We start from the raw sequence: 24593 nt of genomic DNA on the forward strand, positions 1-24593 counted from the left end.
CACGAGTGGCCCTGAAGCGTTTCCGCCGAAGGGATGGGCCACCGATGCGTAGAGACGCTGCTCGGGGCGCGCTAGCGGCTATCCGTGGTTTTCGCGCGAACCCGTTCGAGCACGGACGGTCGTGCGGTCACCGTCACGGTGACGTCCTCGCCGTACGCGACGTCGTCGACGCTGGCGTGGTCGTAGAGCCACGAGAGCGTGCGTTGGCCGTCGCCGTCGTTCGTGAGGGAGAGCGTCGCGGTCTCGGTCGGGAGCGCTTCGCGGACGCGGTCGCGGAGCGCGTCGATGCCGTCGTCGGCGAGCGCGCTGACCGCGACGACGTCGTCCACGGCGTCCGCGAGCACGTCGCGTCGCTCACCGAGGCTGTCGTCGTCGGCATCCTCGTCGCCAGGTACCGCGTCGATCTTGTTCAGGACGCCGACGACCGGCCCCTCGGTCTCGCCGATAGCGTCGATCGAGGTCTGGACCTTCTCCCGGAGTCGCTCGGGGTCGTCGGTCGCGTCGACGACGAGGAGGGTGACGTCCGCGGCCGCGGCCTCGTCGATGGTCGCACTGAAGGACTCGACGAGGTCGTGCGGGAGCGCGTCCACGAACCCGACGGTGTCCGTGTAGCAGACGCCGAACCCGTCGAGCGTCCCGCGGCGCGTGACCGTCTCGAGCGTCGCGAACAACCGGTCCTCGATCGGGCTCGAATCGGTGAGGTCCGCGTGCTCGGGGTCGGCGTCGTCGAGACGCATGTCGTCGGCGAGCCGGTGGAGGAGCGTCGTCTTCCCGGCGTTCGTGTACCCCGCGATGGCGACGAGGCCCTGGCCGGCCTCCCGGCGTTGCTCGCGGCGCTCCGCGGCCAGTTCCGCGACGTCGGCGAGCTCGTTCTCGATGCGGTCGATGCGGTCCTCGACGTCCAGTATCGGGTTCCCCTTCTCGACGGCCTTCGAGAGCTGGGAGACCTTCGTGATGCGGCGGAGCCGCGGGAGCATGTACGCCAGGCGCGCTGCCTCCACCTGGAGCGCGGCGCGCTTGTCGCCGGTGCCCTCGGCGAACACGTCGAGCACGAGCCGATACCGGTCCACGGGCTCGACGCCGTCCGGGAGGAGGTCGACGAGGTCCGCGTACTGGCCGGGGTCGAGCCCGCCGTCGAACACGACGACGTCCGCGTCGAGTTCGCGGGCGCGCTCGGCGAGCTCCGCGGCCTTCCCACGACCGACCCAGGTGCCCGGGTCCTCGCGTCGCTGCTGGGTTACTGCGTCGACGACCGCGTAGCCGGCGGCGTCGGCGAGACGTTCGATCTCTGCCGTATCTGGGCGTTCGCTGGCAGCGCGCGCGACGACGATGGCGCTACCGCCTGCGAGTCGTGACTGTGAATCCTGCATGTGGTGTGATCGACCGACGCGACGCCGCGGGCGGGTCGCGGCGACGGCGTTCGGTCGGGTCGGGCGGTCCAGTGGCGATACGGACGCGATGCCACCGGGAACGAGCCCGCGCTCGGTCCCCGGTCAGCGGGGACGAGAAAGGGTCTCCATGCACTGACGGACGGGCGCACCGCGTATAGTCCTTGGCCTGGTATGTGGGGCGTTGTCGTCCCTGGACGCGGCGGGTGCCGTTTCCGCGAGTGGTCGTGTTGGACGAAAGGGACTTGTCGCGGTGGTGCGTTGGTCTCGCCCGAATGAGGGTGAGTACGTGGCGCTGACCGTTGCGGACCTGGAGGCCGCGGGGTTGGGGAGCCAGCTCGCGACCATCGAGGACGCGGTCGCGACCCACCTCGACGGGTCGGTCGCGAACGTCGCCGTCATCGCGGAGCCGTACGCCGGCCGCGACGTCCTGTTGGAGTACGCGGAGGACCAGTTCGGCGCGGCGTCGGGGCACGTGACGTTCGAGTCGCTCGTCACCGACCCGGCGGCGCTCGAGTTCCCGAACCGCGAGGTCGTGGTCGTCGAGGGCTGTCACTTCCTGTACTCGCGCCGCATCGGCGGGTTCGACGTCCTCGACGCGTTCCTCGACCACATCGCGAACAGGGATGCGTTGTTCGTGACGGCGTGGAACAGGTGGGCGTGGGATTACCTCGCAGCGGTCAAGGACGTGGACCGCGCGTTCCCCGTGCAGGTGGACGTGCCGCGGCTCGAACCCGAGGCCATCTCGGCGCTCGTCCGCGAGCACGTCGACGATTCCCCGAGGTTCGTCGAGAGCGACGGGCACGGTCGCGTGAAGACCGTCGACTTCGACCGGGCGAGCGTCGACGTCGCCGGCCGCGAGGTGTCCGTGCCGGTGCCGTCGCTGAACGTCGAGTACCTGACCGCGCGGGACATGGGCGAGGAGTACGGCGAGACGGAGCGCGTCGTCTACGAGAAGCTCGCGCGGCTCGCGGAGGGGAACCCGGGCGTCGCGCTCGCGCTCTGGGACCGCTCGGTCCGGAACGGCGAGATGTCGCCCGCGTTCCTCGACGACCGCGAAGCGCCCCTGGACCTGGACGACGACGAGGCGATGACGCTCACGAGCGTGCTCACGAACGAACGTCTCGCGATGCCGACGCTCCGCGAGGTACTCCCGGACGTGAACGTCGCACAGGCCGTGCAGACGCTCGAACACCAGGGACTCGTCGAGCTCGAACGCGACGCCCGTCCGCGCTCCCGCGACGACGCCGACGACGTGGACGCCGAGGAGGCGCGTGCGCTCGCGGACGGCGACGGCGCGGGGTCGCCGGGCGAGCGCGTGGACGTCGTCTCTGTCGCCCCCGAGCGCTTCCACGCGGCGGTCGAGCACCTCGAAGGGAGGCGGTTGCTGTGGTAGCGGCCGCTCGATTCCTGGCAGCGGACGCGTCACGGGTAATCGCGCAGACCTCGGCCGAGTCCGACCCGAACGTCTTCGACGCCATCAACTGGAACCTCCTCCTCGAGGCCGTCCCCATCCTCGTGCTCGCGTACTTCCTCGCGCGCTTCTCGAGCACGCTCCTCACCGGGCTCGCCGACCGGTTCGTCGCCGCGCGCTTCCGCGTCACCGTCCTCATCCCCGTGTTCAAACTCGCCATCTACGGGACCGCGGTGTACCTCGCGTTCTCCATCCTGTTCGACCTCACCGAGAACCAGCTGCTCGCGCTCTCGGGCGTCGCCGGCGCGGCGGTCGGGTTCGGCCTGAAGGACCTGCTCGCGGACCTCGTCGGCGGCCTCGCGCTCGTCGTCGAGCAACCGTACCAGATTGGGGACAAGGTCGCGATCGGCGAGTACTACGGCGAGGTCGTCGACATCGGCCTGCGGTCGACGAGCCTCGTCACCCCGAACGACAACCTCGTCACGGTTCCGAACTACCTGTTCTTCAACGAGAGCATCGCGAACGGGAACGCGGGCGCGGCGGAGATGCTCATCACCGTCGAGTTCTACGTCGACCCCGAGTCGGATGCCGCGCGAGCGCGCGAACTCGTCGAGGAGGCGATGCTCACCAGCCAGTACGTGTACGTCACCGACGACCTCCCCCACGAGGTATTGCTCGACGACGACATTCACTACCGGAAGATCACCGGGAAGGCGTACGTGAACGACCTCCGGAACGAGTTCCCGTTCCGGACGGACGTGACGAAGCGCGCGCTCGCCGCGTTCGACCGCGAGGGCATCGAATCCCCGAAGGTTCCCTCCGGCGTCGCCGGCGAGATAGACCATCCCGGCGTGGACTGAATCGACTGCTCGCGGGCGCTCTCGCTGTTCGCTGTTGAATCGACTGCTTGCGGGCGCTCTCAGAGACCTTCGCCGCTGCGTTCGCTCGCTCAGAGACGCTCGTCGACGTGGTCGGCGCACTTGAGGGCGAGTGCGGCGATGGTGAGCGTCGGGTTGAGGGCGCCGCCGTACGTGAACGTCGAGGAGGAGGCGATGGAGAGGTTCCGGAGGTCGTGCGTGCGGAGTTGCGGGTCGACGACGCCGCTCTCGGGGTCGGCGCTCATCTTCGTGGTGCCCATGTGGTGGAACGCGGGGCCGGTGTCGTCGGGGCCGACGGTCCACTGGACGTCGACGCCGAGTTCGTCGAGTATCTCGCGCTGGCGGTCGTTCGCGGCGCGGAGCGTCGCTCGCGTCCGGTCGTCGAGCGACCAGTGGACGTCGGGGACGGGGTTGCCGTGGTCGTCCGTCACCGACGAGTCGAGCGAGACGTAGTTCTCCTTCCGCGGAGGTTGTGCGGCGAGGCCGCCCATCGCGATGGCGTTCCCGTACGCGCCGCGGAGTTCGTCGAGGAGGTCGTCGCCGAAGCTGTCCGCGCCGAGCGCGAGTTCGACGGGGCTCGGGCCGGCGTAGTTCAGGAACTCGAGCTTGAACGGCCCGCGGTCGTCGGTGACGTCGTCGTAGAACTGGTGGGATTCGCTCGTGAGGAACCCGACGTGGTTCTGCCTCGTGGGTTCGTCGAGTCGGCCGCCCATGCCGGCGAAGAGGTGGTCGTGGAAGTACTTCCCGACGAGGCGCGAGGAGTTCGCGAGCCCCCGCGGGTACGCCTCGCTCGCGGAGAGCAGGAGGAGGCGCGGTATCTCGACGCCGCCCGCGGCGAGCACGAACTCGCGCGCTTCTTGCACGTGTTCCTCGCCGTCCGGCGTCGCGTACACCGCGGTCGTGACGGCGTCGCCGGCGCGGTCGTGTTCGAGCCGCTGGACTGGCGCGTGGTCGACGACCCGCGCACCCTTCTCCTCGGCGCGCCCGACGTGAACGGTCGCGTCGTACTTCGCGCCGCTCGGACACACGGGCTTGCACGTCCCCCAGCCCTGGCACGCCGAGCGGCCGTCGCGGCGCTCGGAGTTCCGTGCGTTCGGGACGGTGTGCATCGTGACGTCGAGCGCGTCGCAGGCCTCGGCGAACAGCGAATCCGAGTAGCTCGGCGGGAACCCCGGCATCGGGTACGGTTCCTCGCGCGGCGGCGCGAAGGGATTGTCGCCGGCGGTCCCGGAGACGCCGAGTTCGTCCTCGGCGCTCGCGTAGTACGGCCGGAGGTCGTCGTACGCGATCGGCCACGGGTCGACGCCGGCGGCGCGCGCGTGCTCGTCGAAGTCGCCCTCGTGCAGTCGGAACACCATCCCCTGCCAGTGCAGCGTCGTGCCGCCGACGCCCTTCACGCGCGCCGCGTTCAGCGGGTAGCCGCGGTCGCCACTCGTCGTGTACGCGTCGCGCTCGCCGCCCATGTCCCAGACCTCGTGGGGGTGGTAGCTCGGTCGGATGTCGCGCTCGACGCGCTCGATGCGGTCCGCGCGGTCGAACCGCGGGCCGGCTTCGAGCACGACGACGTCGTGTCCGGCGTTCGCGAGGCGGTCCGCGACCAGGCCGCCCGCGGGGCCGGCGCCGACGACGCAGACGTCGACGCGCTCGCTCGGCGACCGGTCGCGGCCGTCGCCCACGCCACCGTCGGACGCGTTCGCCGTCATCGGTCCGTTCCCGGGCCGCGCTGGTAGCTGTCCGTGCCACCTGGGAATCCCTGCGGGTTCTCCAGGCCGACGAGCCGCCCGCCGGTGTCGGTCGTGTAGAGCGCGTACAGCAGTTCGTTCACGAGGTAGTATCTGACGCGCTCCGGGGGGACGCCCTCCGGGTCGGGGTCCTCGACGTCCACGCCCATCTCGTAGAGGACCGTCTCGGCCGTCTCCGACTCCAGGTCGACGTAGTCGCTGTCGTACCAGTCCTGCGTGTACTCGTCGAGCGCGGCGACCGCGTCCGCCATCCCCGTGCGGTAGTCCTCGTCGCCCTCGCTCCGCGAGAGCGCGTACGTGCGGACGAACGACTCGACGTTCTCGAGGTCGCTCGGATAGATGGCGCGGCCGACGGCGACGGTCGTCGCGAGCGCGTGCTCGTCGAACGCGGGCGGGTCCTCCTCGGTGCCGGCGAACCGGTCCGCGACGACGCCCGCGCCGACGGCGACGCCAGCGGCCGCGAGTGCCCCCATCGCGTCCCGGCGCGTCAACTCCATGTTCACGGGTCTTAGGCAAACCTAAAACTTGAGTCTTGTTACTCGCGGTCGCCTCGACGGCCGACGATGGCCACCGCGACACGGCCGCCTCGACCCCTCAGGCGTCGGGTATCGTCACCGTGTGTTCGAGCGCGCCGACGCCCTCGACCTCGACGCGGACCTCGTCGCCGTCGCTGAGGCGGCCGACGCCCGCGGGCGTCCCGGTCGCGACGACGTCACCGGGTTCGAGCGTCATGTACGTCGTGATCTCCGCGAGCAACTCGGGCACCGAGAACACCATCTGGTCGAGCGAGCCGTCCTGCTTGCGGTCGCCGTTCAGGAACGAGCGGACGTGCGCGTCGTCAGGCACCTCGTCGGGCGTCGCGACGACCGGCCCGATGGGGGCTGCGCCGTCGAACGCCTTCCCGCGCACCCAGTTCGTCTCCTCTCGCTGGTCGTCGCGGTTCGACACGTCGTTCACGCACGTGTAGCCCGCGACGGCGTCCATCGCGTCCTCGGCGTCGAGGTGCTTCGCCTGTTCGCCGACGACGACGCCGAGTTCCGCCTCGAAGTCCAGTCGGTCCTTCCCCGCCGGGAGCGTGACGTCGCTCCCGTGACTCGCGACCGTATTGGGCGGCTTGAGGAACAGGAGCGGCCGGTCGGGGACGTCGTTGTCCATCTCGTCGGCGTGCTCGACGTAGTTCCGGCCGACGCACACGATCTTCGACGGCTCGCAGGGCGCGAGGACGTCGACCGATTCGAGGTCGTACGTCTCGCCCGCGAACGAGACGGCCTCTTCGTCGTCGTGGTACTCGCCGCGGCGGACCGCGCCCGCGGGGTCCCGGAAGCGAACGTGCTTCATACCCGGGGCGTCGCCCCTCTCCGGCGTAGGCGTTCCGGAAGCGGCGAGCGAATCGACTCTCCCTCGCTGGCGTAGGCGGTCCGGAAGCGGCGAGCGAATCGACTCCCGCCCACCGAGCGCTCGACCGTCGGCGTCCGGTCAGGCGTCGTCGTGTGCGCGAGCGAACGTCGCGGGGAGCCGAGCGTATATCTCGGCGTTCTTCGCGAGCGCGTCGACCGTGGTGTACTCGTCGCGGGCGTGGACGGTGTCGGTGCCGAGCGCGAACTCGACGGTCGGGATGCCGGCGTTCCGCAGCGTCTTCGTGTCGCCGCCGCCGGTCGCGCTCCGACGATGCACGCGCTCGCCGACGACGGCCGCCGCGGTCTCGGCGGTCGCGGTCGCGATGGGGCCGTCGACCGGGACGTACGTGCCGCGGCTCCAGGAGACGTCGGTGAGGTGGACGCGGTCGTGCTCGCGGAGGCACTCGCGGATGTCCGCGAGCACGGTCTTCGTGTCGACGCCGGCGACGACGCGGACGTCGAGGCGTGCTCGTGCGCGCTCGGGGACGGCGTTGATGGTGTCGCCGCCGTGGAACTCGCCGAGGTTCGCGGTCGGATACCGGAAGGTGTCCCTGGCCGCCTGTTCGCCCATGATCGGCGCGTAGTAGTCGATGGACTCGTCGACTATCGCGTCGACCTCGGCGGGCACGTCGAGCGGTCGGTCGGTGAGCGACTCGCGGAGGTGCGAGACGGCCGCCCAGAGTACGTCGACGGCGTTCACGCCGAGCGTCGGCCGGGAGCCGTGCGCGCCCTCGCCGGTCGCGTCGAGCGTCAGCCAGATGCTTCCGCGGTCGGCGACGGTGACGGAGTGCCGGCCGCGCTCGCAGGTCGTCTCGCCGATGACGCAGCCGTCCGCGTCGAGGTCGTCGACCACGGACGGCAGTCCGGCGTCCCCGCCGGTCTCCTCGTCGCTGACGACGGCGTACGCGAGCGTCACCGGCGGGCGCTCGTCGACGGCCTGGTAGGCGCGCGCCGCGTGCAGCATCGCGGCGAGCGGGCCCTTCATGTCGGTCGCGCCGCGGCCGTAGATGCGGTCGTCGCCGTCGACCGTCGCACGCTCGCCGAGCGGGTCGCGCGTCCACTCGCTCGCGTCGTACCCGACGGTGTCGAGGTGGCCGTTGTAGAGCAACGTCAGGTCGCGCTCGCCGGGTATCTCGAACAGGAGGTTCGGTTTCGCGGGGTCGACCGTCGCGTCGGCGACGGACACGCCCGCGCCGTCCATGGCGTCCCGGACGACCGCTGCCGCCGCGGTGGTGTCACCGGGCGGGTTCTGCGAGTCCGCAGCCAGTAACGCCATCGCGAGGTCGGCGAGGTCGTCGGTCGTCGCCGCCACGTGCTCGACCGCGGCAGCCGTGCCCGCGTGCGCGGCGTCCGAGTCGTCAGTCATGGTTACGGGTTCGGCCTGGAGCGTGATAACCGTTCTCGGGGACGACGCCGGGGTCCTGGCGGCGATAACGAAACCCTTTAATTTTACCACCCGGAATGAACTGGTACGCGCTCCGTTGGTGTAGTCCGGCCAATCATTTCGGCCTTTCGAGCCGATGACCTGGGTTCAAATCCCAGACGGAGCATCTTCCTGCTTCCACCGACCGCGAGCGTAGCGAGCGGTCCGGAAGCAGGAAGTGCGGTATCTGGATTTGAACCAGCGAGCACGCAGCCGAGCGAAGCGAGGACCGTGCGACCGTGGTTCAAATCCCGGACGGCGCATCTTCCTGTTTCCACCGACCGCGAGGGCCGGGTGCTGATCCGTGGTCTTCTCTGGTTCGGTATCTCTCGGAAGGTTGGGGTCGTGGTGGGTGTCGCGTGCCGTCGGGGACGCGTTCGCGGTGCTGTGTGGGCCGTGAACGTGTTCATTGCCACCACGAGACATTCTCGTCGAGCATAATTCCGTGCGTTTTAATTACTTCAGGTTATTCGGGTCGGGTATGGCATCGCTCTCGTTCGAACCGGCGACGTACGACGACCTCGACCCCGAGCGCCGGCCGACGCTCCGGCAGGCGCTCGTTCCCGTCCTCGGCATCGTCCTCTCCCTCGGCATCGGGTCCGGGTACCTCAAGCTCGCACCGCACGCCCCACTCCTCTGGAGCATCGTCCTCACGGCGGCCGTCGGCACGTACTGGCTCGGCTACACCTGGGACGACGTCTACGACGGCATCGCCCAGTCCCTCCTCACCGGCCTCCAGTCCATCCTCCTCCTGTTCGTCATCTACGCCCTCATCGCGACCTGGATCGCCGCCGGCACCATCCCCGGCCTCATGCGGTACGGCCTCTCGCTCCTGACGCCGACCGTGTTCCTGCCCGTCACCGCGCTCCTCGCCGGCGTCGTCGCGTTCGCCATCGGCTCCTCGTGGACGACCGCCGGGACGCTCGGCGTCGCGTTCGTCGGCATCGGCTCCGGCCTCGGCATCCCCGTCCCCATGACCGCGGGCGCCATCCTCTCCGGCGCTTACGCCGGCGACAAGCAGTCACCGCTCTCGGACACCACGAACCTCGCCGCGGCCGTTACCGACACCGACCTCTACGACCACATCCGCGGGATGCGAAACGGCACCGTCCTCGCGTTCGGGCTCGCCGTCGCGCTCTACGCCGCCCTCGGATTGCGCGCCGGCGGCGCCATCCCCGCCGGCCGAGTCGCCGACATCCAGACCGCGCTCGCCGCCACCTACGACCTCACCCCGCTCGTGTTCGTTCCGCTCGTCGTCACGTTCGGCCTGGCAGTCGCCGGCTACCCCGCACTCCCGACGCTCGTCGCGGGCGTGTTCGCCGGCGTCGCCACCACCGTCCTCGTCCAGGGCGCCGCGTTCACCACCGCCTGGACGGTCTTCCTCAACGGCACGAGCCCCGAGACCGGCCTCGACGTCGTCGACGCACTCCTCGCGAGCGGCGGTCTCGCCGGATCTGCGTGGACCATCTCGGTCGTCGTGCTCGCGCTCTCGCTCGGCGGCGCGCTCGAACGCACCGGCGTCCTCGCCGTCCTCGCGCACGAGGTCGCCGAAGCCGTCACGAACCGCCGGAGTCTCGTCGCGAGCACCGGCGTCTCCGCCATCGTCGTGAACGTGTTCTCCGCCCAGCAGTACATGAGCATCGTCGTCCCCGGGATGACGCTCCGGAACCTCTACGACGAGTACGACCTCGACTCCGCGGACCTCTCCCGCGCCATCGAATCCGCGGGCACCCCGACTGGCGCGCTCATCCCGTGGCACGCCGGGAGCGTCTACATGGCGGGCGTCCTCGGCGTCGCACCCTGGGCCGGCGCGTTCGGACTCGCCGGGTTCGCGCCCTACTACTTCTTCGCGTTCCTCTCCCCGCTCGTGCTGTTCGCCAGCACGCTCCTCGACCGCGGGTTCGTCACCGGCGCGAACGTCGACGGGCCGTCGGCGGACGCGACGCCCGCCGACGACTGAACGCGACGACTCGCCGCCGAGACCCACACGCGCCACTGAGACCCGCCCGCGCCACCGTCCTCGTCACACGTCCCGTGGGTCGAGCGCGTCGCGGAGGCCGTCGCCGAGCGCGCCGAACGCCATCACGGTGAGCGCCAGCGCGATGGTGGGGAAGACGGGCGTCCACCAGACCTGCGGGAACGCGGCCTGGAGGCCGTTGAAGCCGTTCGCGATGGTCTCGCCCCAGGATTCGTTCATGATGTTGTTCATACCCATGTAGGCGACCGCCGTGTGGAGGAGGACGAGGAGCGGAATCATCCGCGTGAGTGCAGTGACGACGGTGTTGGAGACGTTCGGGAGGATGTGTTCGCGGATGACGTGCCGGTCGCTCGCACCGGCGTTCTTCGCGGCGAGGACGTACTGGTGCTCGCTGCGTTGTGCGGTCTCGCTGCGGACGAGGCGAGCGATGCCACCCCACGAGAACAGGCCGAAGACGAGGACGAACAGGAACAGCGTGCGCCCCCAGAACGCGAGGACGAGGTAGACGACGAACGCGGGGACGGCTTGCTGAGCGTCGACGTACCCCATGAGGGTGGTGTCGGTGCGGCCGCCGTAGTAGCCGGCGAGGACGCCGACTGCGGTCGCGAGCGGGACGACGAACAGCGAGATGACGAACGCGAGTTCGACGACGACGCGCATCCCGGAGACGACGAGCGCCGTCAGGGGTTTCCCGAGCGCGTTCGTCCCGAGCGGGTACTCGAGGGTGCCGTGGCAGCGCTCGTTCACGACCGGCCCGACGCAATCGGAGACGTAGTAGTTCACTGGCGTGCTCGTGAACGCCGGTGGTTGACTCTGTGCGGCCGTGTCGATGCTCGGCGGGTAGAGGACGGGACCGACGACGCCAGCGAGGAACACGAGCGCGAGGAAGAGGAGCGAGGCGGTCGCGAAGCGGTCGCGTCGCAGTCGCCGCCAGTACAACCGCGTGAGTTTCGGTCGTTCGACGAGCGGGACGGCGACGAAGCACGTCGCGGTGAGGACCGCGGTCACGAACAGCCACTCGATGCCGGTGACGTCCCAGTACAGGGGGAGGAGTTGCTGGCCGAACAGCGACACGGACGGCCCGATACCTTCGAACGTCGGCTGCTGGGTCGGAACCTCGAAGTAGTCGTAGAGGACGCCCGCGGCGAGGGTCGAGAGTCCGAGGAGGAACGCGATGGTCCGTCTACGGAGCCCGCGACGGGACGGCTCGACGGCGTCCCAGTCGACGGTCTGGAACGCGGCGACTGGCTGACCGCCTCCGTCGGTCTCGGCCGGGGGTGTCGCCACCTCGTCGGTTTCGGTTGGGGGCGTCGCCATCCCGTCGGTATGGGCCGGGCTCGACGCCGTTCCGTCGGTCTCGCGGTCGGACATTGGGGTCGTCAGACGAACCATCGACGCGAGGTGACAAAAACCATTCAGAGGGTCAAACGACCGTTTGACGCTTCGCACGGTATTTGTTGGCGGGGCACGCATGCCCGGTCGATGCAGGTTCGCGGGACCGACGCCCACGCGCCACGAGCGCTCGCCCGGAGGTGCACGCCGTGAACTCGCGGTTCGTCGCGCGTCGCGCGCTGTTCGCCGTCCTATCGTTCTACGGCGTCGTCACGCTCGTCTTCCTCGTGCTCGCGCTCGGCCCGGACCCGACCGGGACGCTCCGGGTCGCGAGCGGCGACCTCCAGACGCTCCTCGCGGCGAGCGATGGCGGGCAGTCGTTCCTCTCGCGATACGCGGGATTCCTCTGGGACGTCACCACCCTGAACTGGGGCCGGTCGACCGCCGGCTTCGAGCAGGGCCCGGCGGTCACCGCGCTGCTCGCGAAGCACCTTCCGTACACGCTCACGTACGCGATTCCGGCGGTCGTCGTCGGCGTCACCGGCGGCATCGCCCTCGGCGTGTTCGCGGCGGTCAACAACGGCGGGACCGTCGACCGCGCCATCCAGTCCATCGGCTACTTCGGGTTCGGCATCCCGAACTTCTTCTTCGCGGAGGTCGCGCTGTTCGTCCTCGAGACAGAGCTCGGCCTCATCGACTTCACGCTCGGCCGTATCGACCCGAAGTTCTACGTCGTCGGCGAAGCCGTCGACATCTGGCAGCCAAGGCACCTCATGGAGTTCGGCGTCATCGCCGCCATCCTCGCGCTCTCGCTGGTCGCCGGACAACTCAGGTACGCGCGCTCGGAGTGCCTGGAGTACGTCAGCGCGGACTTCGTGAAGCTCGCGCGAGCGAAGGGCGCGAGCGAGTTCCGCGTGATGGCGCACGTCCTCCGGAACGCCGCGCTCCCGCTCATCGCGATGTTCCTCGCGGACCTCGTCACGGTCCTCGTCGTGCACGTGTTCGTGCTCGAGTTCGTGTTCAACGTTCCGGGAATCGGCCAGATGGGTATCCAGGCGGTCAAGCAACGCAACCTCCCGTTCGTCATCGGTATCACGATGACGGTCGCCGCCGTCGGCGTGTTCGCGAACTTCGTGCAGGACGTCGGCCTCGGGTACGTCGACCCGCGCACGGACGTGGAGTGACGGCGACGCCAGCATCGCAGGGCGACGACTCGGTCTCGCCGTCGGCGTCGTCGACCCGCGAAGCGAAATCGTTTTCCTCGCGCTGACGTTTCTTCGAACCATGAGCGACAAGCCGGCGTCGATGTACCGGGAGATCTCGAAGCCGCCGTACACGCGGCGCGAGTACATCACGGGCATCCCTGGGTCGAAGATCGCACAGCACAAGATGGGTGACGCGGGCAGCGAGCCCGAGGACTACCCCGTCCAGATCAGTCTCCGCGTCGACGAGGAACTCCAGATCCGCCACGGCTCGCTTGAGGCGGCGCGCCTCTCGGCGAACCGGCACATGATCAAGACGCAGGGCGAGGGGAACTACAAGATGATCCTGCGGAAGTTCCCGCATCACGTCATCCGGGAGAACAAGCAGGCGACGGGCGCGGGCGCGGACCGCGTCTCCGACGGGATGCGTCAGGCGTTCGGGAAGGTCGTCGGGACGGCGGCGCGCATCCAGAAGGGCGAGCGCCTGTTCACGCTGTACTGCGACGTCGACCAGGCCGACGCCGGCAAGGAAGCGTTCCGTCGCGCGTACAACAAGATCAGTCCGCCCTGTCGCATCGACGTCGAACGCGGCGAAGAACTCCTCATCTCCTGAGCGAACGGACTCGTTCGCTGCTTCTCGACCCTGGAAGCGGCGGCTATCGGCGGAAAATCAGGAGGAGTTGCTTGGAGAGACCGACGATGGCGCCGAGACCGCCGTGCTCATTTCCCTCGCAAGCCCCCGAATCGTCGGTCGTGCTGCGAGCGTCTCGGAGCGTTCTCGCGGCGAGTGCACCGACGCCGAGCGTCGCGGCGAGCGCGATGGCGACAGCGGGGAGCGCGCCGACGAAGGGCGTATCGACGGCCAACAACACGGTCAGGACGGCGAACACGCCGGTCAGCGACAGGAGGGTTCCGGCGTCGGAGCGGGCGACGCTCGCGCCGTCGTCGAGGTACGGTTCGAACGTGTCGAGGTCTCGCTCGGCGGTGACGACGCCACGGTCCTTGTCGTACTCGACGAGCCCGTAGCTCGCCATCGACGGGAGGTGCGTCTGCACGAGCGACGTGTACACGCGTTTGCGTTGCCGGTAGTCGAGCTGGTCTGGGTCGAGCCCGTACTCGATACCGGCGACGGCGCCGGTGAGGTCGCGTACCGTCATCGTCTCCTGTCCGCGGAGAACACGGATGACGGAGCGTCGGCGTTCGTTGCTGAGTGTGTGGAATATCGTGTCCTGATCGAGGGTCATTGGGCGCTCCTGGGGAGGGGTGTTTCTGGGCGAGGGGAAGGACGCTCCCGTGACGACCACGGTGGACGTTCCAGTCCTGGGACTGGACGGGCGGGTCCGCTACTCGTTCTCTAGACGCATGGTTGGATATTAAAGGTTCTCGTCGGTGAAGTAACGGTGTCTTACCGGTAGCAGACGGCGATTACCGAACGCCGACGCAGTCGAACGCTCCCCCAGGCAGCCGGCGAGACGAGTCACTCACTGGTCGCGAGAACGGGATGGTCGTCGGACCGTACCTCGAACCGCGCTCCGTCCGCGTCCGTGACGGCCTCGACCGTCCACCCGTGAGCGTTCGCGATGTCCGCGACGATCGCGAGCCCGAGGCCGGTGCCGCCGTCCCCGGAGACGCCTTCCTCGAACAGCTCCCCCGCGACGTCCTCGGGGATGCCGGGGCCGTCGTCGGCGACGTAGAACCCGTCGTCGTCGGAGAGCGGCCCGACAGTCACCGACACCGACGCACCGCCGTGGTCGATGCCGTCGTCGGACCCCGTCCGACTGCTCGTGGAACCATGTTCCACGGCGTTCCGGAACAGGTTCTCGAAGACGCGCGCCAGTCGCGTCCTATCCGCGACGACGGTTCCCTCGTCGACGGCGAGCGTCGCGTCCTTCGTGTCGACGGCCTCCCACGCGTCCTCGGCGAGCGTCTCGAGCGACACCGCTTTCCGCTCGGTCACGTCGTCGTCCTGCGCGAGCGCGAGCACGTCGTCGATGATGCGCCGCATCCGGTCGTGCGACGTCCGAATCTCGCCGACAGCAGGGTCGTCGACGCGTTCCTCGAGCAGTTCCGCGTAGCCGTCCGCGACGTTCAGCGGATTCCGGAGGTCGTGACTGACGACGCTCGCGAACCGTTCCAGGCGCTCGTTCGTCCGCTCGAGGTCCGCCATCGTCGCCTCGAGCTCGCGCTCGCGGTCCTTGCGTTCGGTGACGTCGCGCGCATTCACGACGATCCCCCCGACGCTCGGGTCGTCGATGAAGTTCCGCCCGACGGCCTCGTGGACGTGCCATTCGCCGTCGGCGTCCGGAAGCCGGTACTCGACGCGCTCGACGGCCCTGGAGTCATCGAGACTCGCCTCGAACACCGCTCGAAGGTCCGCGGCGTCGTCCGGATGAACGAGGTCGAAGACGACGTTCCCGACGACGGCTTCGGGCGGGATGCCGAGTCTACGTTCGACGGTCGGACTGATGTACTCGACGACGCCGTCCTCGTCGAGGACGCTGATGATGTCCGACGACCGCTCGATGAGCGTCTGGAAGCGTCGTTCGGCGCGCCGTTCGTCGGTGACGTCCCGGAGGACGACGAGCGTCCCGTCGACGGACTCGAGCTCTGACGTGCTCACGTCCAGGTAGCGTCGGTTGCCGTTGACCTGCCGCGTAACCTCCTCGTGGCCGTGCTCGGGGGTCTGTCCGCGCTCGACGGCGTCAGCTACCTCCGGGAGGACGTCCCGGAGGTGCGTGCCGACGAGGCCGCCGGGGACGCCGAGGACCCGACTGGCGGCCTCGTTGCTGTCGACGACGGCGCCGTTCTCGTCGGCCACGACGTAGCCGTCCCGCATCCGTTCGACGACCGTGTCGCGTGCGAGCGGTGCCAGTTCGAAGAACCGGTAGCGGGAGATGGCGGTCGCGAACGCGAGCCCGGAGAGGCCGAGGACGACCGACGTGAGGTTCACGTGGTCGCCGAAGACGTCCAGGACGAACGCGGCGTTCGAGACGACGGGAAGGAGGCTGCCGCCGACGAGAAGCACCGCCTGGCCGCGGTACGTGCCTTCGTCGAGCCTGACGAACTGGAGGAAGATGAGTGCGCCCGCGACGACGAGCGCGTACGAGTACGCGGCGTGCAGGATGAACACCGGGCCGAGTTCTCGCGACAGCACCCAGAACCCGGGGTCGTTGACGCGTTCGAGCGTGATGTAGTAGAGGTCGTGTCGCTGCCCGGTGAGTACCACGGCGGCGACGACGACCGGTTCGACCGCCAGCGCGATCCACGTCCGCCTGGTCAGGAGATGGTCCTTGTCCGTGTACGAGAGCGCGAACGCGAGCCACGCGGTCGGCGCGACGACCGTGAAGAGGTTCGTGACGGCGAGCCAGAACACCTTCGGGCCGTACTCGACCTCGGAAATCCCGATGGCGTACAGTCCCGACCAGCCCGCGGCCGCCGCCATCAGGACCGCGAAGTACAGGAGCGACCCGGGGTTCCTGGTGGCGGACCGATGACGATGGACGGCGTACACGCTGAGGCTGCCCGACAGGACAGCGGAGAACACCAGCAGTTCCGTGTACGGCGTCGACTGAAAGGTCATCCACCCACCCGGTTCGGGACGCGGTTGTCGATACGGAAATCACGGAAGCCGTGACTATAAACCACATGGCTACTGGGCTCGAGACGTCCGGGGAACGCACCGTCGCTCGGTGCGAGCACGAGACGGTCGTGTGGTTCGCTTCGACGGCCGCGAGGACGCCGTGACAGCGCAGTGCATCTCGCTCGTTTCGATACTACTAACTCGGGGCTATCGGTACTTCGAGGTGAGTTACATCATGAAGCTTCAGGAATTCCAAGGGAAGCAGGTCTTCGCGGACGCCGGCATCCCGGTCCCGCCGTCGAAGCTCGCGTCGACAGTGGACGAGGCTGTCGCCGCGGCCGACGACATCGGGTACCCGGTCGCTATCAAGGCCCAGGTACAGGTCGGTGGACGCGGAAAGGCCGGCGGCATCAAGCTCGTCGACGACGCCGAGGAGGCCCGCGAGGCCGCGGAAGCCATCATCGGGATGGACCTCAAGGGCATCCCCGTCGAGCGCGTGCTCGTCGAGGGCGCCGTCGACTTCGTGAACGAGCTGTACGTCGGCGTGACGATGGACCGCGGCGAGAGCAAGCCGGTCGTGATGGTGTCGACGAAGGGCGGTGTCGACATCGAGCAGGTCGCCGAGGAGGAGCCCGAAGCCATCGTCCGCGAGCACGTCGACCCCGTGTTCGGGATGCATCCGTACCAGGCGCGGAAGGCCGTCTACGACGCCGGCGTTGAGCGCGACGTCGCGGGTGACGTCGCGAAGATCGTCCAGACCGTCTACGAGCTGTGGGACGAGAGCGACGCGAGCGAGGTCGAGATCAACCCCGTGATGGTGACGAGCGACCGGGAGGTCGTCGCCGCGGACGCGGTGATGAAGATCGACGAGGACGCGATGTTCCGTCAGCCGAAGTTCGCCGAGATGGAGGACGAGGCGAACGCGGGCGGCGACGAACTCGAGCGGAAGGCCGACGAGTACGGGTTCGATTACGTGCGTCTCGACGGGAACGTCGGTATCATCGGGAACGGTGCGGGGCTCGTGATGACGACGCTCGACCTCGTCGACCACTACGGCGGGAAGCCCGCGAACTTCCTCGACATCGGTGGCGGCGCGAAGGCAGAGCGCGTGACGAACGCGCTGGACATGGTGTTCAGCGACGAGAACGTCGATTCTGTCGTCTTCAACATCTTCGGCGGTATCACGCGCGGCGACGAGGTCGCTCGCGGTATCAACGAGGCCCTGGAGCAGTTCGACGAGATCCCGAAGCCGGTCGTCGTCCGACTCGCGGGGACGAACTGGGAGGAGGGCATGGAGATCCTGAACGAGGACCTCGTCGAGGTCGAGAAGACCCTCGAGGACGCGGTACAGCAGGCTGTTGCGAACGCGAAGGAGGTGAGCCAGGAATGAGCGTGCTAGTCGACGACGACACGAAAGTTATCGTGCAGGGTATCACGGGCGGCGAGGGCAAGTTCCACGCCGGCCAGATGATCGAGTACGGGACGAACGTCGTTGCCGGGGCTGTCCCCGGGAAGGGCGGCCAGGAGGTCCACGGTGTCCCTGTCTACGACACGGTCGACAAGGCGGCGCGCGAGCACGACGCGGACGCGAGCGTCGTGTTCGTGCCGCCGGCGTTCGCCGCGGACGCCATCTTCGAGGCGCTGGACGCGCCCATCGACCTCGCGGTCGCCATCACGGAAGGCGTTCCCGTGCAGGACATGGCGAAGGTCAACAAGCGTCTCGGTGAGGTCGACACGCGCCTCATCGGCCCGAACTGTCCGGGCATCATCACGCCCGGCGAGGCGAAGCTCGGCATCCTCCCGGGGAACATCTTCGAGTCCGGGAACGTCGGCCTCGTCTCCCGCTCGGGGACGCTCACGTACCAGGTCGTCTCGAACCTGACGAACCGCGGTATCGGGCAGACGACCGCCATCGGTATCGGCGGCGACCAGATCATCGGGACGAGCTTCGTCGACGCGCTCGAGGACTTCGAGAACGACCCCGACACCGAGGCCGTCGTGATGTGCGGCGAGATCGGTGGCGAGGACGAGGAGGCCGCCGCGCGCTACATCGGCGAGCACATGGACACGCCCGTCGCCGGATTCATCGCCGGCCGCACGGCGCCGCCGGGCAAGCGCATGGGCCACGCGGGCGCCATCGTCTCCGGGAGCGGCACCGGGACCGCGCAGTCGAAGATCGACGCGCTGAACGACGCGGGCGTTCCCGTCGGCGACACCCCCGAGGAGGTCGCCGACCACATCGAGAGCTTCCTGTAACGCGACTCGGCGGTTCCAGTCGGAACCCCACTCGCGACCGCGGTTCTCGTTCTTTCGCGTTCGAAGAGAAGCAGCGAGTCGACGCGTTAGCCGAACAGCCAGGCTTTGAGTCGCGCGAACAGTCCCGCGGGTTCGTCTGCGTCGCCATCGCCAGCATCGGCGCTGGCGCCAGTTTCGGCCGGTTCGCTCGTGGCGCTCCCAGCTTCGGGGTCGCTGTCGCCCACGCCCCCGCTGCCCGCCAGCGGCCCCGCAGTGCTCGACGAATCGCCGGTCGCCGCACCGCTCACCTCGACGTCGTCGACGTCGAGGTCGACGTCGCCGATGTCGGACGTGTCCTCGCGGTCCGCGGCGCCCTCGGTCGTCGGCCGACCGAACGAGTTCCCGTCGTCCGCCTCGGCGTCCGCGAGCGCTTGCGCGACCTCGTCCGCGGACAGCGGCTCGTCGTCCGCGTCCGAATCGGCTTCCGCGTCCGCGACCGCGTCGGCGTCTTCGTCCGCGTCGCCTGACGTCCCGTCCGCGTCGCTACCGGAAGCGTCCGTGTCCTCCTCGACGCCGGCGGACGCCGAGTCGTCGCTCTCGGTCTCGTCGGGACTGGGTTCGGTTCCGGCGTCGACGTCCGCGGCGGCGTCGGCGAGTGCGTCCACGTCCGGGCCCGGTGCGGGCGCGTCCTGAGCGGACGCGGGCTCCTCGCTCGACGAGTCCGCGGTCGTCTCCTCGGTCGTCACCGCGGTCGCGGGGTCGTCGACCGCGTCATCGTCCGCCGATTGCTCGCTTGCTTCAGTTTCGACGACGTCGCCGTCCTCGTCGCTGTCCCCGGATTCGTCGTCGGGCGTCGCGGTGCCGGTGGAGGTACTGTCGGTGACGGTCGTCGTCCTCGCAGTAGGAGTCTCGTCGCCGTCGTCGTCGTCCGCGAAGATGTCGGCGAGCATGTCGTCGACGCTCTCCTCGCTCACGTGCGTCCGCGGACCGCCGCCGCCAGCGTCCGCAGCGGCGTCGACGTCGTCGTCGACCGAGCGCTCGGAGACGTACGTCTTCGGGCCGGCGTCCGCGGTGTCGCGGTACGCGTCACCGGCTGCCTTCCCGAGCTCTGCCGCGCGGTCGTCCGCGTCCGGCGTCTCGTCGACCACGTCGGCGTCCGCGACGTCCGCGGCCGCGTCCTCGAGCGCGTCGACGTCCTCCTCGTCCGCGGCGTCGGTTGCGTCAGACGGCGCGGGCTCGGCGTCGTCGTCGGCTCCGTCAACGGGTTGTTCGTCCGGTGATTCCGATGGTGCCGACTCCGCATCCACGTCCTCGTCGTCGGCGACGTCGTCGCTCATGGTTCAACCGAACGGGGGCCTCACCAAGAAACTTCCTGGCACGACCGCAGCGAAACGACCACTGGGAACGGACCCGACGCTCAGAACAGGTTCTTCAGCCAGCCGACGAACCGACCGACGACGCCTTTCGACGACGAGTCGTCGCTCTCCCCGCTCGCCGTCGACTCGGCCGGGGGCGACGACGTCGCGTCGGTCGGTTCACTGGACGACGTCGCGTCGACCGTGGTGGCTTCCGTCACGGGCGCGTCCTCGGCAGTGGCCGCGTCGGACGGTTCGCCGCCCGCGGATGCCGCTGCGTCGTCGTTCGGGGAATCAGCCTCGAAGAGGTCGCCCTCCGTCGTCTCCGCCGCCTCCGGCTCGGATTCAGCGGGCTCGGACGCCACGGGTTCTGGTTCCGGTTCGCTCGCAGGCTCCGGCTCCGGTTCGGGCTCGCTCGCAGGCTCCGGCTCCGGTTCGGACTCGCTCGCAGGCTCCGGTTCCGGTTCTGGCTCGCTCGCAGGCTCCGGCTCCGGTTCTGGCTCGCTCGCAGGCTCCGGCTCCGGTTCTGGCTCGCTCGCAGGCTCCGGCTCCGGTTCGGACTCGCTTGCAGGCTCCGGCTCCGGCTCTGGCTCCGCTTCGGCCGCAGGCTCGGGTTCCGCGTCGACCATCTCCCCTGCCGTGGCGTCGGCGGTCGCTGGCTCCGACGTTGCAACATCGGCCTCGGCTTCGGACTCCGCGCTCGCCTCCGCGGGCTCGTCGACCTCCGCAGGCGCAACGGGTTCCGCGGGCTCCACGTCCGCTTCCGCCGGCTCGGACTCGGCCGGTTCGGCCGCAGCGCTCGCATCCTCATCCGCACTCGCGTCCACCATCTCACCTGCCGACGTCGACGCCTCGACCGGCTCGGACTCGACAGGTTCGCTCGCAGGTTCCGGCTCTGGTTCGGGTTCGCTCACAGGCTCCGGTTCTGGCTCGGGTTCCGGGTCTGGTTCGGGTTCGCTCGCAGGCTCCGGTTCCGGTTCGGGTTCCGGGTCTGGTTCGGGTTCGCTCGCAGGCTCCGGTTCCGGTTCGGGTTCCGGGTCTGGTTCGGGTTCGCTCGCAGGCTCCGGTTCTGGCTCGGGTTCCGGTTCGGGTTCGCTCGCGGGCTCTGGGTCTGCGGGTTGGAACGGTGAATCGCCAGCGTCGACGGGCTCGCCGCCTTCCGCGATGTCGCTCTCCATCGACGCGAAGACGTCGTCCAGGCTATCGTCGACTGGACTCGTCGATTCGGGCTCGGGTTCAGGTTCCTCGTCGTCCGTCGCGAGGATGTCGTCGATGCTCTCGTCGGTCGTCAGGAGGTTCCCGATCGCTTCCTCCTCCTGGTCCTTCGGGATGTCGTCCGGCGCGTCGAGTTCCTCTGCGTCGGCGCCGTCGTCGTCGTCGGGGACGAAATCCTCGACCTGGTCGGCAGCGAGCAGGTCGCCGCCCGCGAACGAGATGCCGTCACCGAGGTTCGACGTGAGCGAGTCGAGGTTGGACTCGTTCACGAGGACGAACCGCCAGCGGCTCTCGTCCGACAGGCGAACGAACGTCAACGGGGCGCCGTCGAGAACGGACGTCTCGATGGCGTCCAAGATAGCGGGATAGTTCTCGGTGCCGAGGTCGTGCGCGGGGAACGAGAAGGAGAGGTCGCGGACGTTCCCGGACGGGTCGGCAACCTCGATCGACCACGGTTGCGGGTTCGGGCCGCCAGCAGTGAGTTGCTCGTCGTTCGCGTCCGCGATAGAGACCGACCCGCCGATAGCGGAGAGGACGGCGTCGAGTTGCGTTCCGACCTCGCTCTCGTCGAAGTCCCGTGGCGCGTCGATACCGCGCGAGGAGTTCGAGAGGACCTTCAACAGCGCGTGATGCGCGTCGCTCGCGGACGGGTTCTCGGGGAGCGCTTTCGCGACCACCTTCCGCGGGTCCACGTCGTCGGGCACTTCACCGCCGGCGTGGATCGCTCGAATCTCGTCGTTCGACAGCCCAAAACCGCGACAGATTTCGACGTACGCAGAGAGCGCTGAGTCACCCGTCATTTACGATATCGGACCCATAGCCCGGGAAGGAATTAAACCTGACCCCCGAACGGCGAGACTCAGCCGGTGAGGATGGAGCGGATGCGTGCGGCAAGCCCGTCGTCGTCGGAGTCCTGTTCGTCGTCAGCGGTGTCCTCGGGGTCGTCTCCGTCGATATCTTCGTCAGCGGTGTCCTCGGGGTCGTCTCCGTCGATATCTTCGTCGGCGTCGCTCGGGTCGCCTTCGTTGGCGAGCGCGTCGTCCTCGCTCGGGGCGGTGGACGCGTCCTCGTCGTCTTCGAACGCGGCGGCGTCGACGGCGAAGTCGTCTCCGTCGCTGTCGAACGTCGCGGCGCGCGCGTCGAACGACCCCGGATCGTCGTCCGTGAGCGAGAACCCGTCGTCGCTGCGTTCCGCCGCGGTCGCGTCCGGGCTCGACTCGTCGTCCGCTGGCGTCGACTCGTCTTGCTGGGTTTCGCTCGCTTCGTCGCTGGCGGCGAACAGCGACCCGATGTCGTCGGTCGCGTCGTCGTCTTCGGTCTCCACCCAGAGGAAGCCGTCGGCTTCGCGGCGTTCGGTGAGCAGGAGGTCGTCGAGCGCGCCTTCGTCGGCGCGGATGGCGTCGTCGATCTGGTCGACGTGCGCTTCCTCTTCGTCCGCGCGAGCCATGATTTCGTCGGGTGATTCGTCCCCGAGTTCGTCGACGGCGTGTGCTTGGTCGGCGTCGTCCTGTTCCTCCCGGAGCTGCGCGAAGAGTTCGTCGGCGGTCGTGTCCTCGGCGTCGGGCGTAACCGTCCCCGACCCCGGTGTAACCGTCTCGTCGTCGGACTCTCCGTCGTCGATGGAGATGTCCGTCTCGTCGGTGGCGAAGAGGTCCTCCACGTTCAACGTGTCGGAGTCACCGCCGTCGGCAGTGGTTCGGGTAGATTCGGACATCGGGTGATTAGTTAACGAACCCGTTCTACGGGAAGTTAAATTTTCCCCATCTGGACCACTCAATTTGTTGAAGTAGCGGCGGCGACCACGGCGGTTAACTGCGACGGTTCCGTGAACGCGGGTATGCGATTCGGCGTCATCTCCACGGCGAACATCGGACTGAAAGCGGTCGTTCCGGCGATAGCACGCAGCGAACACGAGGTCGGTGCCATCGCGTCGCGCGACGAGGCCCAGGCGAGAGCGGTCGCAGACGAGCACGGCATCGACCGGGCGTACGGGTCCTACGAGGCGCTGCTCGCGGACGACGACATCGACGCGGTGTACAATCCGCTCCCGAACGCGATGCACGCCGAGTGGACGAGGAAGGCGGCGGATGCCGGCCTGGACGTGCTCTGCGAGAAGCCGCTTGCGGTCGACGCGGCGGAGGCGCGCGACGTCGTCGCGTACTGCGAGGACGCCGGTGTGACGATCATGGAGGCGTTCATGTACCGGTATCATCCGCGGACGCGCCGAGCGCGTGAGATCGTCACCGAGGAACTCGACGCGGTCCGTGGCGCCCACGCGACGTTCCAGTTCCCGTTACGCGAGCGTCCGGGCGACATCCGCCTCGACCCCGACCTCGCGGGTGGGAGCCTGATGGACGTCGGGTGTTACGCGGTGAACGTCACGCGCACGCTCCTCGGCGAACCGGACGCGGTGTCGGCGCGGACCGTGGACTCGCGCGACTGCGGCGTCGATACGCACGTCGCCGCGCAGCTCGCGTACGACGGCGCGACCGCGCAGGTGTCGGCGAGCTTCGACACGCAGGACGTGCAGCGGTATCGCATCGAGGCGGAGAACGGCTGGCTGGAGGCGCCAGCGGACGCGTTCAATCCGCGTGGTGACGAGGTCGAGCTCCGGTACGCGGTCGACGGCCGGGAGGTCGTCGAGACGTTCCCGGCGGGCGACCAGTACCGCCTGCAGGTCGAGCACTTCGCGGACTGCGTCGAGTCCGGGCGGACGCCCGAGACCGACGGCGAGGAGGCGGTCGCGAACATGCGCGTCGTCGACGCGATCTACGAGAGCGCCGACGATGGCGGCCGGGTAACTATCGACTGAAGGCGCGTGGCCTCGCGTGGTCGGCGACTGGGTCGCGGACGGGTGCGTGGGGCTCAGTGATCGGCGAAGTGGTCGATGGCACGCTCGACGTGGGCGGGGCCGGAGCCGGCGAGCATCGAGCGGTCGCCGGGGCCGCTTCGGACGTCGGCCTGGGTCGGGACGGTCTCGCGTATCTCCGCGAGCGAGACGAACCTGGCGTCGGCGGCGTCGTCGCCGGGTTCGACGGTGCCGGTGACGGCGTCCCGCGGCGCGGCGTAGTTGATGGAGATCGTGGTGTCGCCGGATTCGAACCGGAGGAAGCCGTTCCCGATGGGGACGAGCGCGTCCGGGTCGACGGCGAGCCCGGTCTCCTCCGCGAGTTCGCGTGCGGCTGCCGCGACGGGTGGTTCGTCTATCTCGACGTGGCCACCGGGGAGCGACCACGTGCCGACGCTCGGCGGGCGGCCGCGTTCGACGAGGAGGACGCTGTCGCCGTCGACGACGGTCGCGGCGGCGCACGGCGTCGGGTTCTGGAACGCGCGCAGCCCGCAGTCAGGACAGGACGGGACCGTCGACCCCTCGATGGTGAGTGCGTCGAGTTCGTCCCCGCAGTGAGGACAGTACGTCGGGCGGCGCGCGTCGAGCGTGTACGGCATCGCTCGT

At 69.0% G+C, this 24593-nt stretch carries 20 protein-coding genes and 1 tRNA gene; 9 read left to right on the top strand and 12 right to left on the bottom strand.

Features of this window, described 5'->3' with window-relative positions; genetic code table 11:
* Positions 1-71 precede the first annotated feature (71 nt).
* Entirely contained in the window at positions 72-1370 is a 1299-nt protein-coding gene (hflX, locus tag ACZ48X_RS20940) for a GTPase HflX (protein WP_336350557.1), read from the bottom strand.
* A gap of 307 nt (positions 1371-1677) precedes the next feature.
* Here hflX and ACZ48X_RS20945 point away from each other — a divergent pair, with 307 nt between their 5' ends.
* Together ACZ48X_RS20945 and ACZ48X_RS20950 are read left to right on the top strand one after the other, a co-directional pair.
* A complete protein-coding gene (locus ACZ48X_RS20945) occupies positions 1678-2784 on the top strand; it encodes a hypothetical protein (protein WP_336350556.1) in 1107 nt (368 codons plus the stop codon).
* On the top strand, positions 2778-3662 hold the full coding sequence (locus ACZ48X_RS20950) for a mechanosensitive ion channel family protein (protein WP_336350555.1): 885 nt from the start codon (positions 2778-2780) through the stop codon (positions 3660-3662). Before ACZ48X_RS20945 ends, ACZ48X_RS20950 begins: the two co-directional genes overlap by 7 nt.
* Before the next feature lie 89 nt (positions 3663-3751).
* Here ACZ48X_RS20950 and ACZ48X_RS20955 read toward each other — a convergent pair whose 3' ends face one another.
* The 4 genes from ACZ48X_RS20955 to ACZ48X_RS20970 form a co-directional block, all read right to left on the bottom strand.
* Positions 3752-5383: a GMC family oxidoreductase gene (locus ACZ48X_RS20955; protein ID WP_336350554.1), complete on the bottom strand. Its 1632-nt coding sequence runs from the start codon at positions 5381-5383 to the stop codon at positions 3752-3754.
* On the bottom strand, positions 5380-5919 hold the full coding sequence (locus tag ACZ48X_RS20960) for a twin-arginine translocation signal domain-containing protein (RefSeq protein ID WP_336350553.1): 540 nt from the start codon (positions 5917-5919) through the stop codon (positions 5380-5382). Before ACZ48X_RS20960 ends, ACZ48X_RS20955 begins: the two co-directional genes overlap by 4 nt.
* 97 nt (positions 5920-6016) lie before the next feature.
* Complete coding sequence (locus tag ACZ48X_RS20965; RefSeq protein ID WP_336350552.1) at positions 6017-6760, bottom strand: fumarylacetoacetate hydrolase family protein; 744 nt, start codon at positions 6758-6760, stop codon at positions 6017-6019.
* A gap of 138 nt (positions 6761-6898) precedes the next feature.
* Entirely contained in the window at positions 6899-8185 is a 1287-nt protein-coding gene (locus tag ACZ48X_RS20970) for a M20 family metallopeptidase (RefSeq protein WP_336350551.1), read from the bottom strand.
* A gap of 109 nt (positions 8186-8294) precedes the next feature.
* On the opposite strand from ACZ48X_RS20970, the gene ACZ48X_RS20975 reads away from it, so the two are divergent.
* Together ACZ48X_RS20975 and arcD are read left to right on the top strand one after the other, a co-directional pair.
* Positions 8295-8369: transfer RNA gene (locus ACZ48X_RS20975), tRNA-Glu, on the top strand.
* A 354-nt stretch (positions 8370-8723) separates the two neighbouring features.
* The gene (gene arcD / locus ACZ48X_RS20980) at positions 8724-10202 is read left to right on the top strand and encodes an arginine/ornithine antiporter ArcD (protein WP_336350550.1); all 1479 of its coding nucleotides are present in this window, start codon (positions 8724-8726) and stop codon (positions 10200-10202) included.
* A 63-nt stretch (positions 10203-10265) separates the two neighbouring features.
* Here the strand turns inward: arcD and ACZ48X_RS20985 are convergent, their stop codons facing one another.
* Positions 10266-11591 (bottom strand): ABC transporter permease, encoded by a 1326-nt coding sequence (locus ACZ48X_RS20985; RefSeq protein ID WP_336350549.1) that lies wholly within the window; start codon positions 11589-11591, stop codon positions 10266-10268.
* 170 nt (positions 11592-11761) lie between these two features.
* Between ACZ48X_RS20985 and ACZ48X_RS20990 the strand changes: the two genes are divergently transcribed.
* Together ACZ48X_RS20990 and ACZ48X_RS20995 are read left to right on the top strand one after the other, a co-directional pair.
* Positions 11762-12736 carry an ABC transporter permease gene (locus ACZ48X_RS20990; protein ID WP_336350548.1) on the top strand — a complete coding sequence of 325 codons (975 nt, stop codon included), beginning with the start codon at positions 11762-11764 and terminating at the stop codon, positions 12734-12736.
* Between the two features lie 100 nt (positions 12737-12836).
* Entirely contained in the window at positions 12837-13367 is a 531-nt protein-coding gene (locus ACZ48X_RS20995) for a 50S ribosomal protein L16 (RefSeq protein WP_336350547.1), read from the top strand.
* Between the two features lie 43 nt (positions 13368-13410).
* Here ACZ48X_RS20995 and ACZ48X_RS21000 read toward each other — a convergent pair whose 3' ends face one another.
* Together ACZ48X_RS21000 and ACZ48X_RS21005 are read right to left on the bottom strand one after the other, a co-directional pair.
* Positions 13411-13998, bottom strand: a complete 588-nt coding sequence (locus ACZ48X_RS21000; RefSeq protein ID WP_336350546.1) for a DUF7344 domain-containing protein — start codon at positions 13996-13998, stop codon at positions 13411-13413.
* 233 nt (positions 13999-14231) lie between these two features.
* Complete coding sequence (locus ACZ48X_RS21005) at positions 14232-16334, bottom strand: histidine kinase N-terminal 7TM domain-containing protein (RefSeq protein WP_336350545.1); 2103 nt, start codon at positions 16332-16334, stop codon at positions 14232-14234.
* 235 nt (positions 16335-16569) lie between these two features.
* Here ACZ48X_RS21005 and sucC point away from each other — a divergent pair, with 235 nt between their 5' ends.
* Positions 16570-17724 carry an ADP-forming succinate--CoA ligase subunit beta gene (gene sucC, locus ACZ48X_RS21010; RefSeq protein WP_336350544.1) on the top strand — a complete coding sequence of 385 codons (1155 nt, stop codon included), beginning with the start codon at positions 16570-16572 and terminating at the stop codon, positions 17722-17724.
* Positions 17721-18590 carry a succinate--CoA ligase subunit alpha gene (gene sucD / locus ACZ48X_RS21015; protein WP_336350543.1) on the top strand — a complete coding sequence of 290 codons (870 nt, stop codon included), beginning with the start codon at positions 17721-17723 and terminating at the stop codon, positions 18588-18590. Before sucC ends, sucD begins: the two co-directional genes overlap by 4 nt.
* A gap of 86 nt (positions 18591-18676) precedes the next feature.
* On the opposite strand, the gene ACZ48X_RS21020 is transcribed toward sucD, so the two are convergent.
* The 3 genes from ACZ48X_RS21020 to ACZ48X_RS21030 all read right to left on the bottom strand — a co-directional run bounded on the left by ACZ48X_RS21020 (position 18677) and on the right by ACZ48X_RS21030 (position 22853).
* Positions 18677-19906 (bottom strand): hypothetical protein, encoded by a 1230-nt coding sequence (locus ACZ48X_RS21020; protein WP_336350542.1) that lies wholly within the window; start codon positions 19904-19906, stop codon positions 18677-18679.
* Between the two features lie 80 nt (positions 19907-19986).
* Positions 19987-21939: a hypothetical protein gene (locus ACZ48X_RS21025; protein WP_336350541.1), complete on the bottom strand. Its 1953-nt coding sequence runs from the start codon at positions 21937-21939 to the stop codon at positions 19987-19989.
* 59 nt (positions 21940-21998) lie between these two features.
* Positions 21999-22853 (bottom strand): hypothetical protein, encoded by an 855-nt coding sequence (locus ACZ48X_RS21030; RefSeq protein ID WP_336350540.1) that lies wholly within the window; start codon positions 22851-22853, stop codon positions 21999-22001.
* Positions 22854-22976: 123 nt separating this feature from the next.
* On the opposite strand from ACZ48X_RS21030, the gene ACZ48X_RS21035 reads away from it, so the two are divergent.
* The gene (locus tag ACZ48X_RS21035) at positions 22977-23951 is read left to right on the top strand and encodes a Gfo/Idh/MocA family protein (protein ID WP_336350539.1); all 975 of its coding nucleotides are present in this window, start codon (positions 22977-22979) and stop codon (positions 23949-23951) included.
* Between the two features lie 53 nt (positions 23952-24004).
* Here the strand turns inward: ACZ48X_RS21035 and ACZ48X_RS21040 are convergent, their stop codons facing one another.
* Complete coding sequence (locus tag ACZ48X_RS21040; protein WP_336350538.1) at positions 24005-24586, bottom strand: NUDIX domain-containing protein; 582 nt, start codon at positions 24584-24586, stop codon at positions 24005-24007.
* Between the last annotated feature and the right edge of the window lie 7 nt (positions 24587-24593).

The sequence above is a fragment of the Halorubellus litoreus genome (assembly GCF_055378595.1).

Bases quoted from the DNA above. Each gene is read 5' to 3' on its own strand.
- hflX (WP_336350557.1), bottom strand. From the start codon at position 1,370: ATGCAGGATTCACAGTCACGACTCGCAGGCGGTAGCGCCATCGTCGTC.
- ACZ48X_RS20955 (WP_336350554.1), bottom strand. From the start codon at position 5,383: ATGACGGCGAACGCGTCCGACGGTGGCGTGGGCGACGGCCGCGACCGG.
- ACZ48X_RS20960 (WP_336350553.1), bottom strand. From the start codon at position 5,919: ATGGAGTTGACGCGCCGGGACGCGATGGGGGCACTCGCGGCCGCTGGC.
- ACZ48X_RS20965 (WP_336350552.1), bottom strand. From the start codon at position 6,760: ATGAAGCACGTTCGCTTCCGGGACCCCGCGGGCGCGGTCCGCCGCGGC.
- ACZ48X_RS20970 (WP_336350551.1), bottom strand. From the start codon at position 8,185: ATGACTGACGACTCGGACGCCGCGCACGCGGGCACGGCTGCCGCGGTC.
- arcD (WP_336350550.1), top strand. From the start codon at position 8,724: ATGGCATCGCTCTCGTTCGAACCGGCGACGTACGACGACCTCGACCCC.
- ACZ48X_RS20985 (WP_336350549.1), bottom strand. From the start codon at position 11,591: ATGTCCGACCGCGAGACCGACGGAACGGCGTCGAGCCCGGCCCATACC.
- ACZ48X_RS20995 (WP_336350547.1), top strand. From the start codon at position 12,837: ATGAGCGACAAGCCGGCGTCGATGTACCGGGAGATCTCGAAGCCGCCG.
- ACZ48X_RS21000 (WP_336350546.1), bottom strand. From the start codon at position 13,998: ATGACCCTCGATCAGGACACGATATTCCACACACTCAGCAACGAACGC.
- ACZ48X_RS21005 (WP_336350545.1), bottom strand. From the start codon at position 16,334: ATGACCTTTCAGTCGACGCCGTACACGGAACTGCTGGTGTTCTCCGCT.
- sucC (WP_336350544.1), top strand. From the start codon at position 16,570: ATGAAGCTTCAGGAATTCCAAGGGAAGCAGGTCTTCGCGGACGCCGGC.
- sucD (WP_336350543.1), top strand. From the start codon at position 17,721: ATGAGCGTGCTAGTCGACGACGACACGAAAGTTATCGTGCAGGGTATC.
- ACZ48X_RS21020 (WP_336350542.1), bottom strand. From the start codon at position 19,906: ATGAGCGACGACGTCGCCGACGACGAGGACGTGGATGCGGAGTCGGCA.
- ACZ48X_RS21025 (WP_336350541.1), bottom strand. From the start codon at position 21,939: ATGACGGGTGACTCAGCGCTCTCTGCGTACGTCGAAATCTGTCGCGGT.
- ACZ48X_RS21030 (WP_336350540.1), bottom strand. From the start codon at position 22,853: ATGTCCGAATCTACCCGAACCACTGCCGACGGCGGTGACTCCGACACG.
- ACZ48X_RS21035 (WP_336350539.1), top strand. From the start codon at position 22,977: ATGCGATTCGGCGTCATCTCCACGGCGAACATCGGACTGAAAGCGGTC.
- ACZ48X_RS21040 (WP_336350538.1), bottom strand. From the start codon at position 24,586: ATGCCGTACACGCTCGACGCGCGCCGCCCGACGTACTGTCCTCACTGC.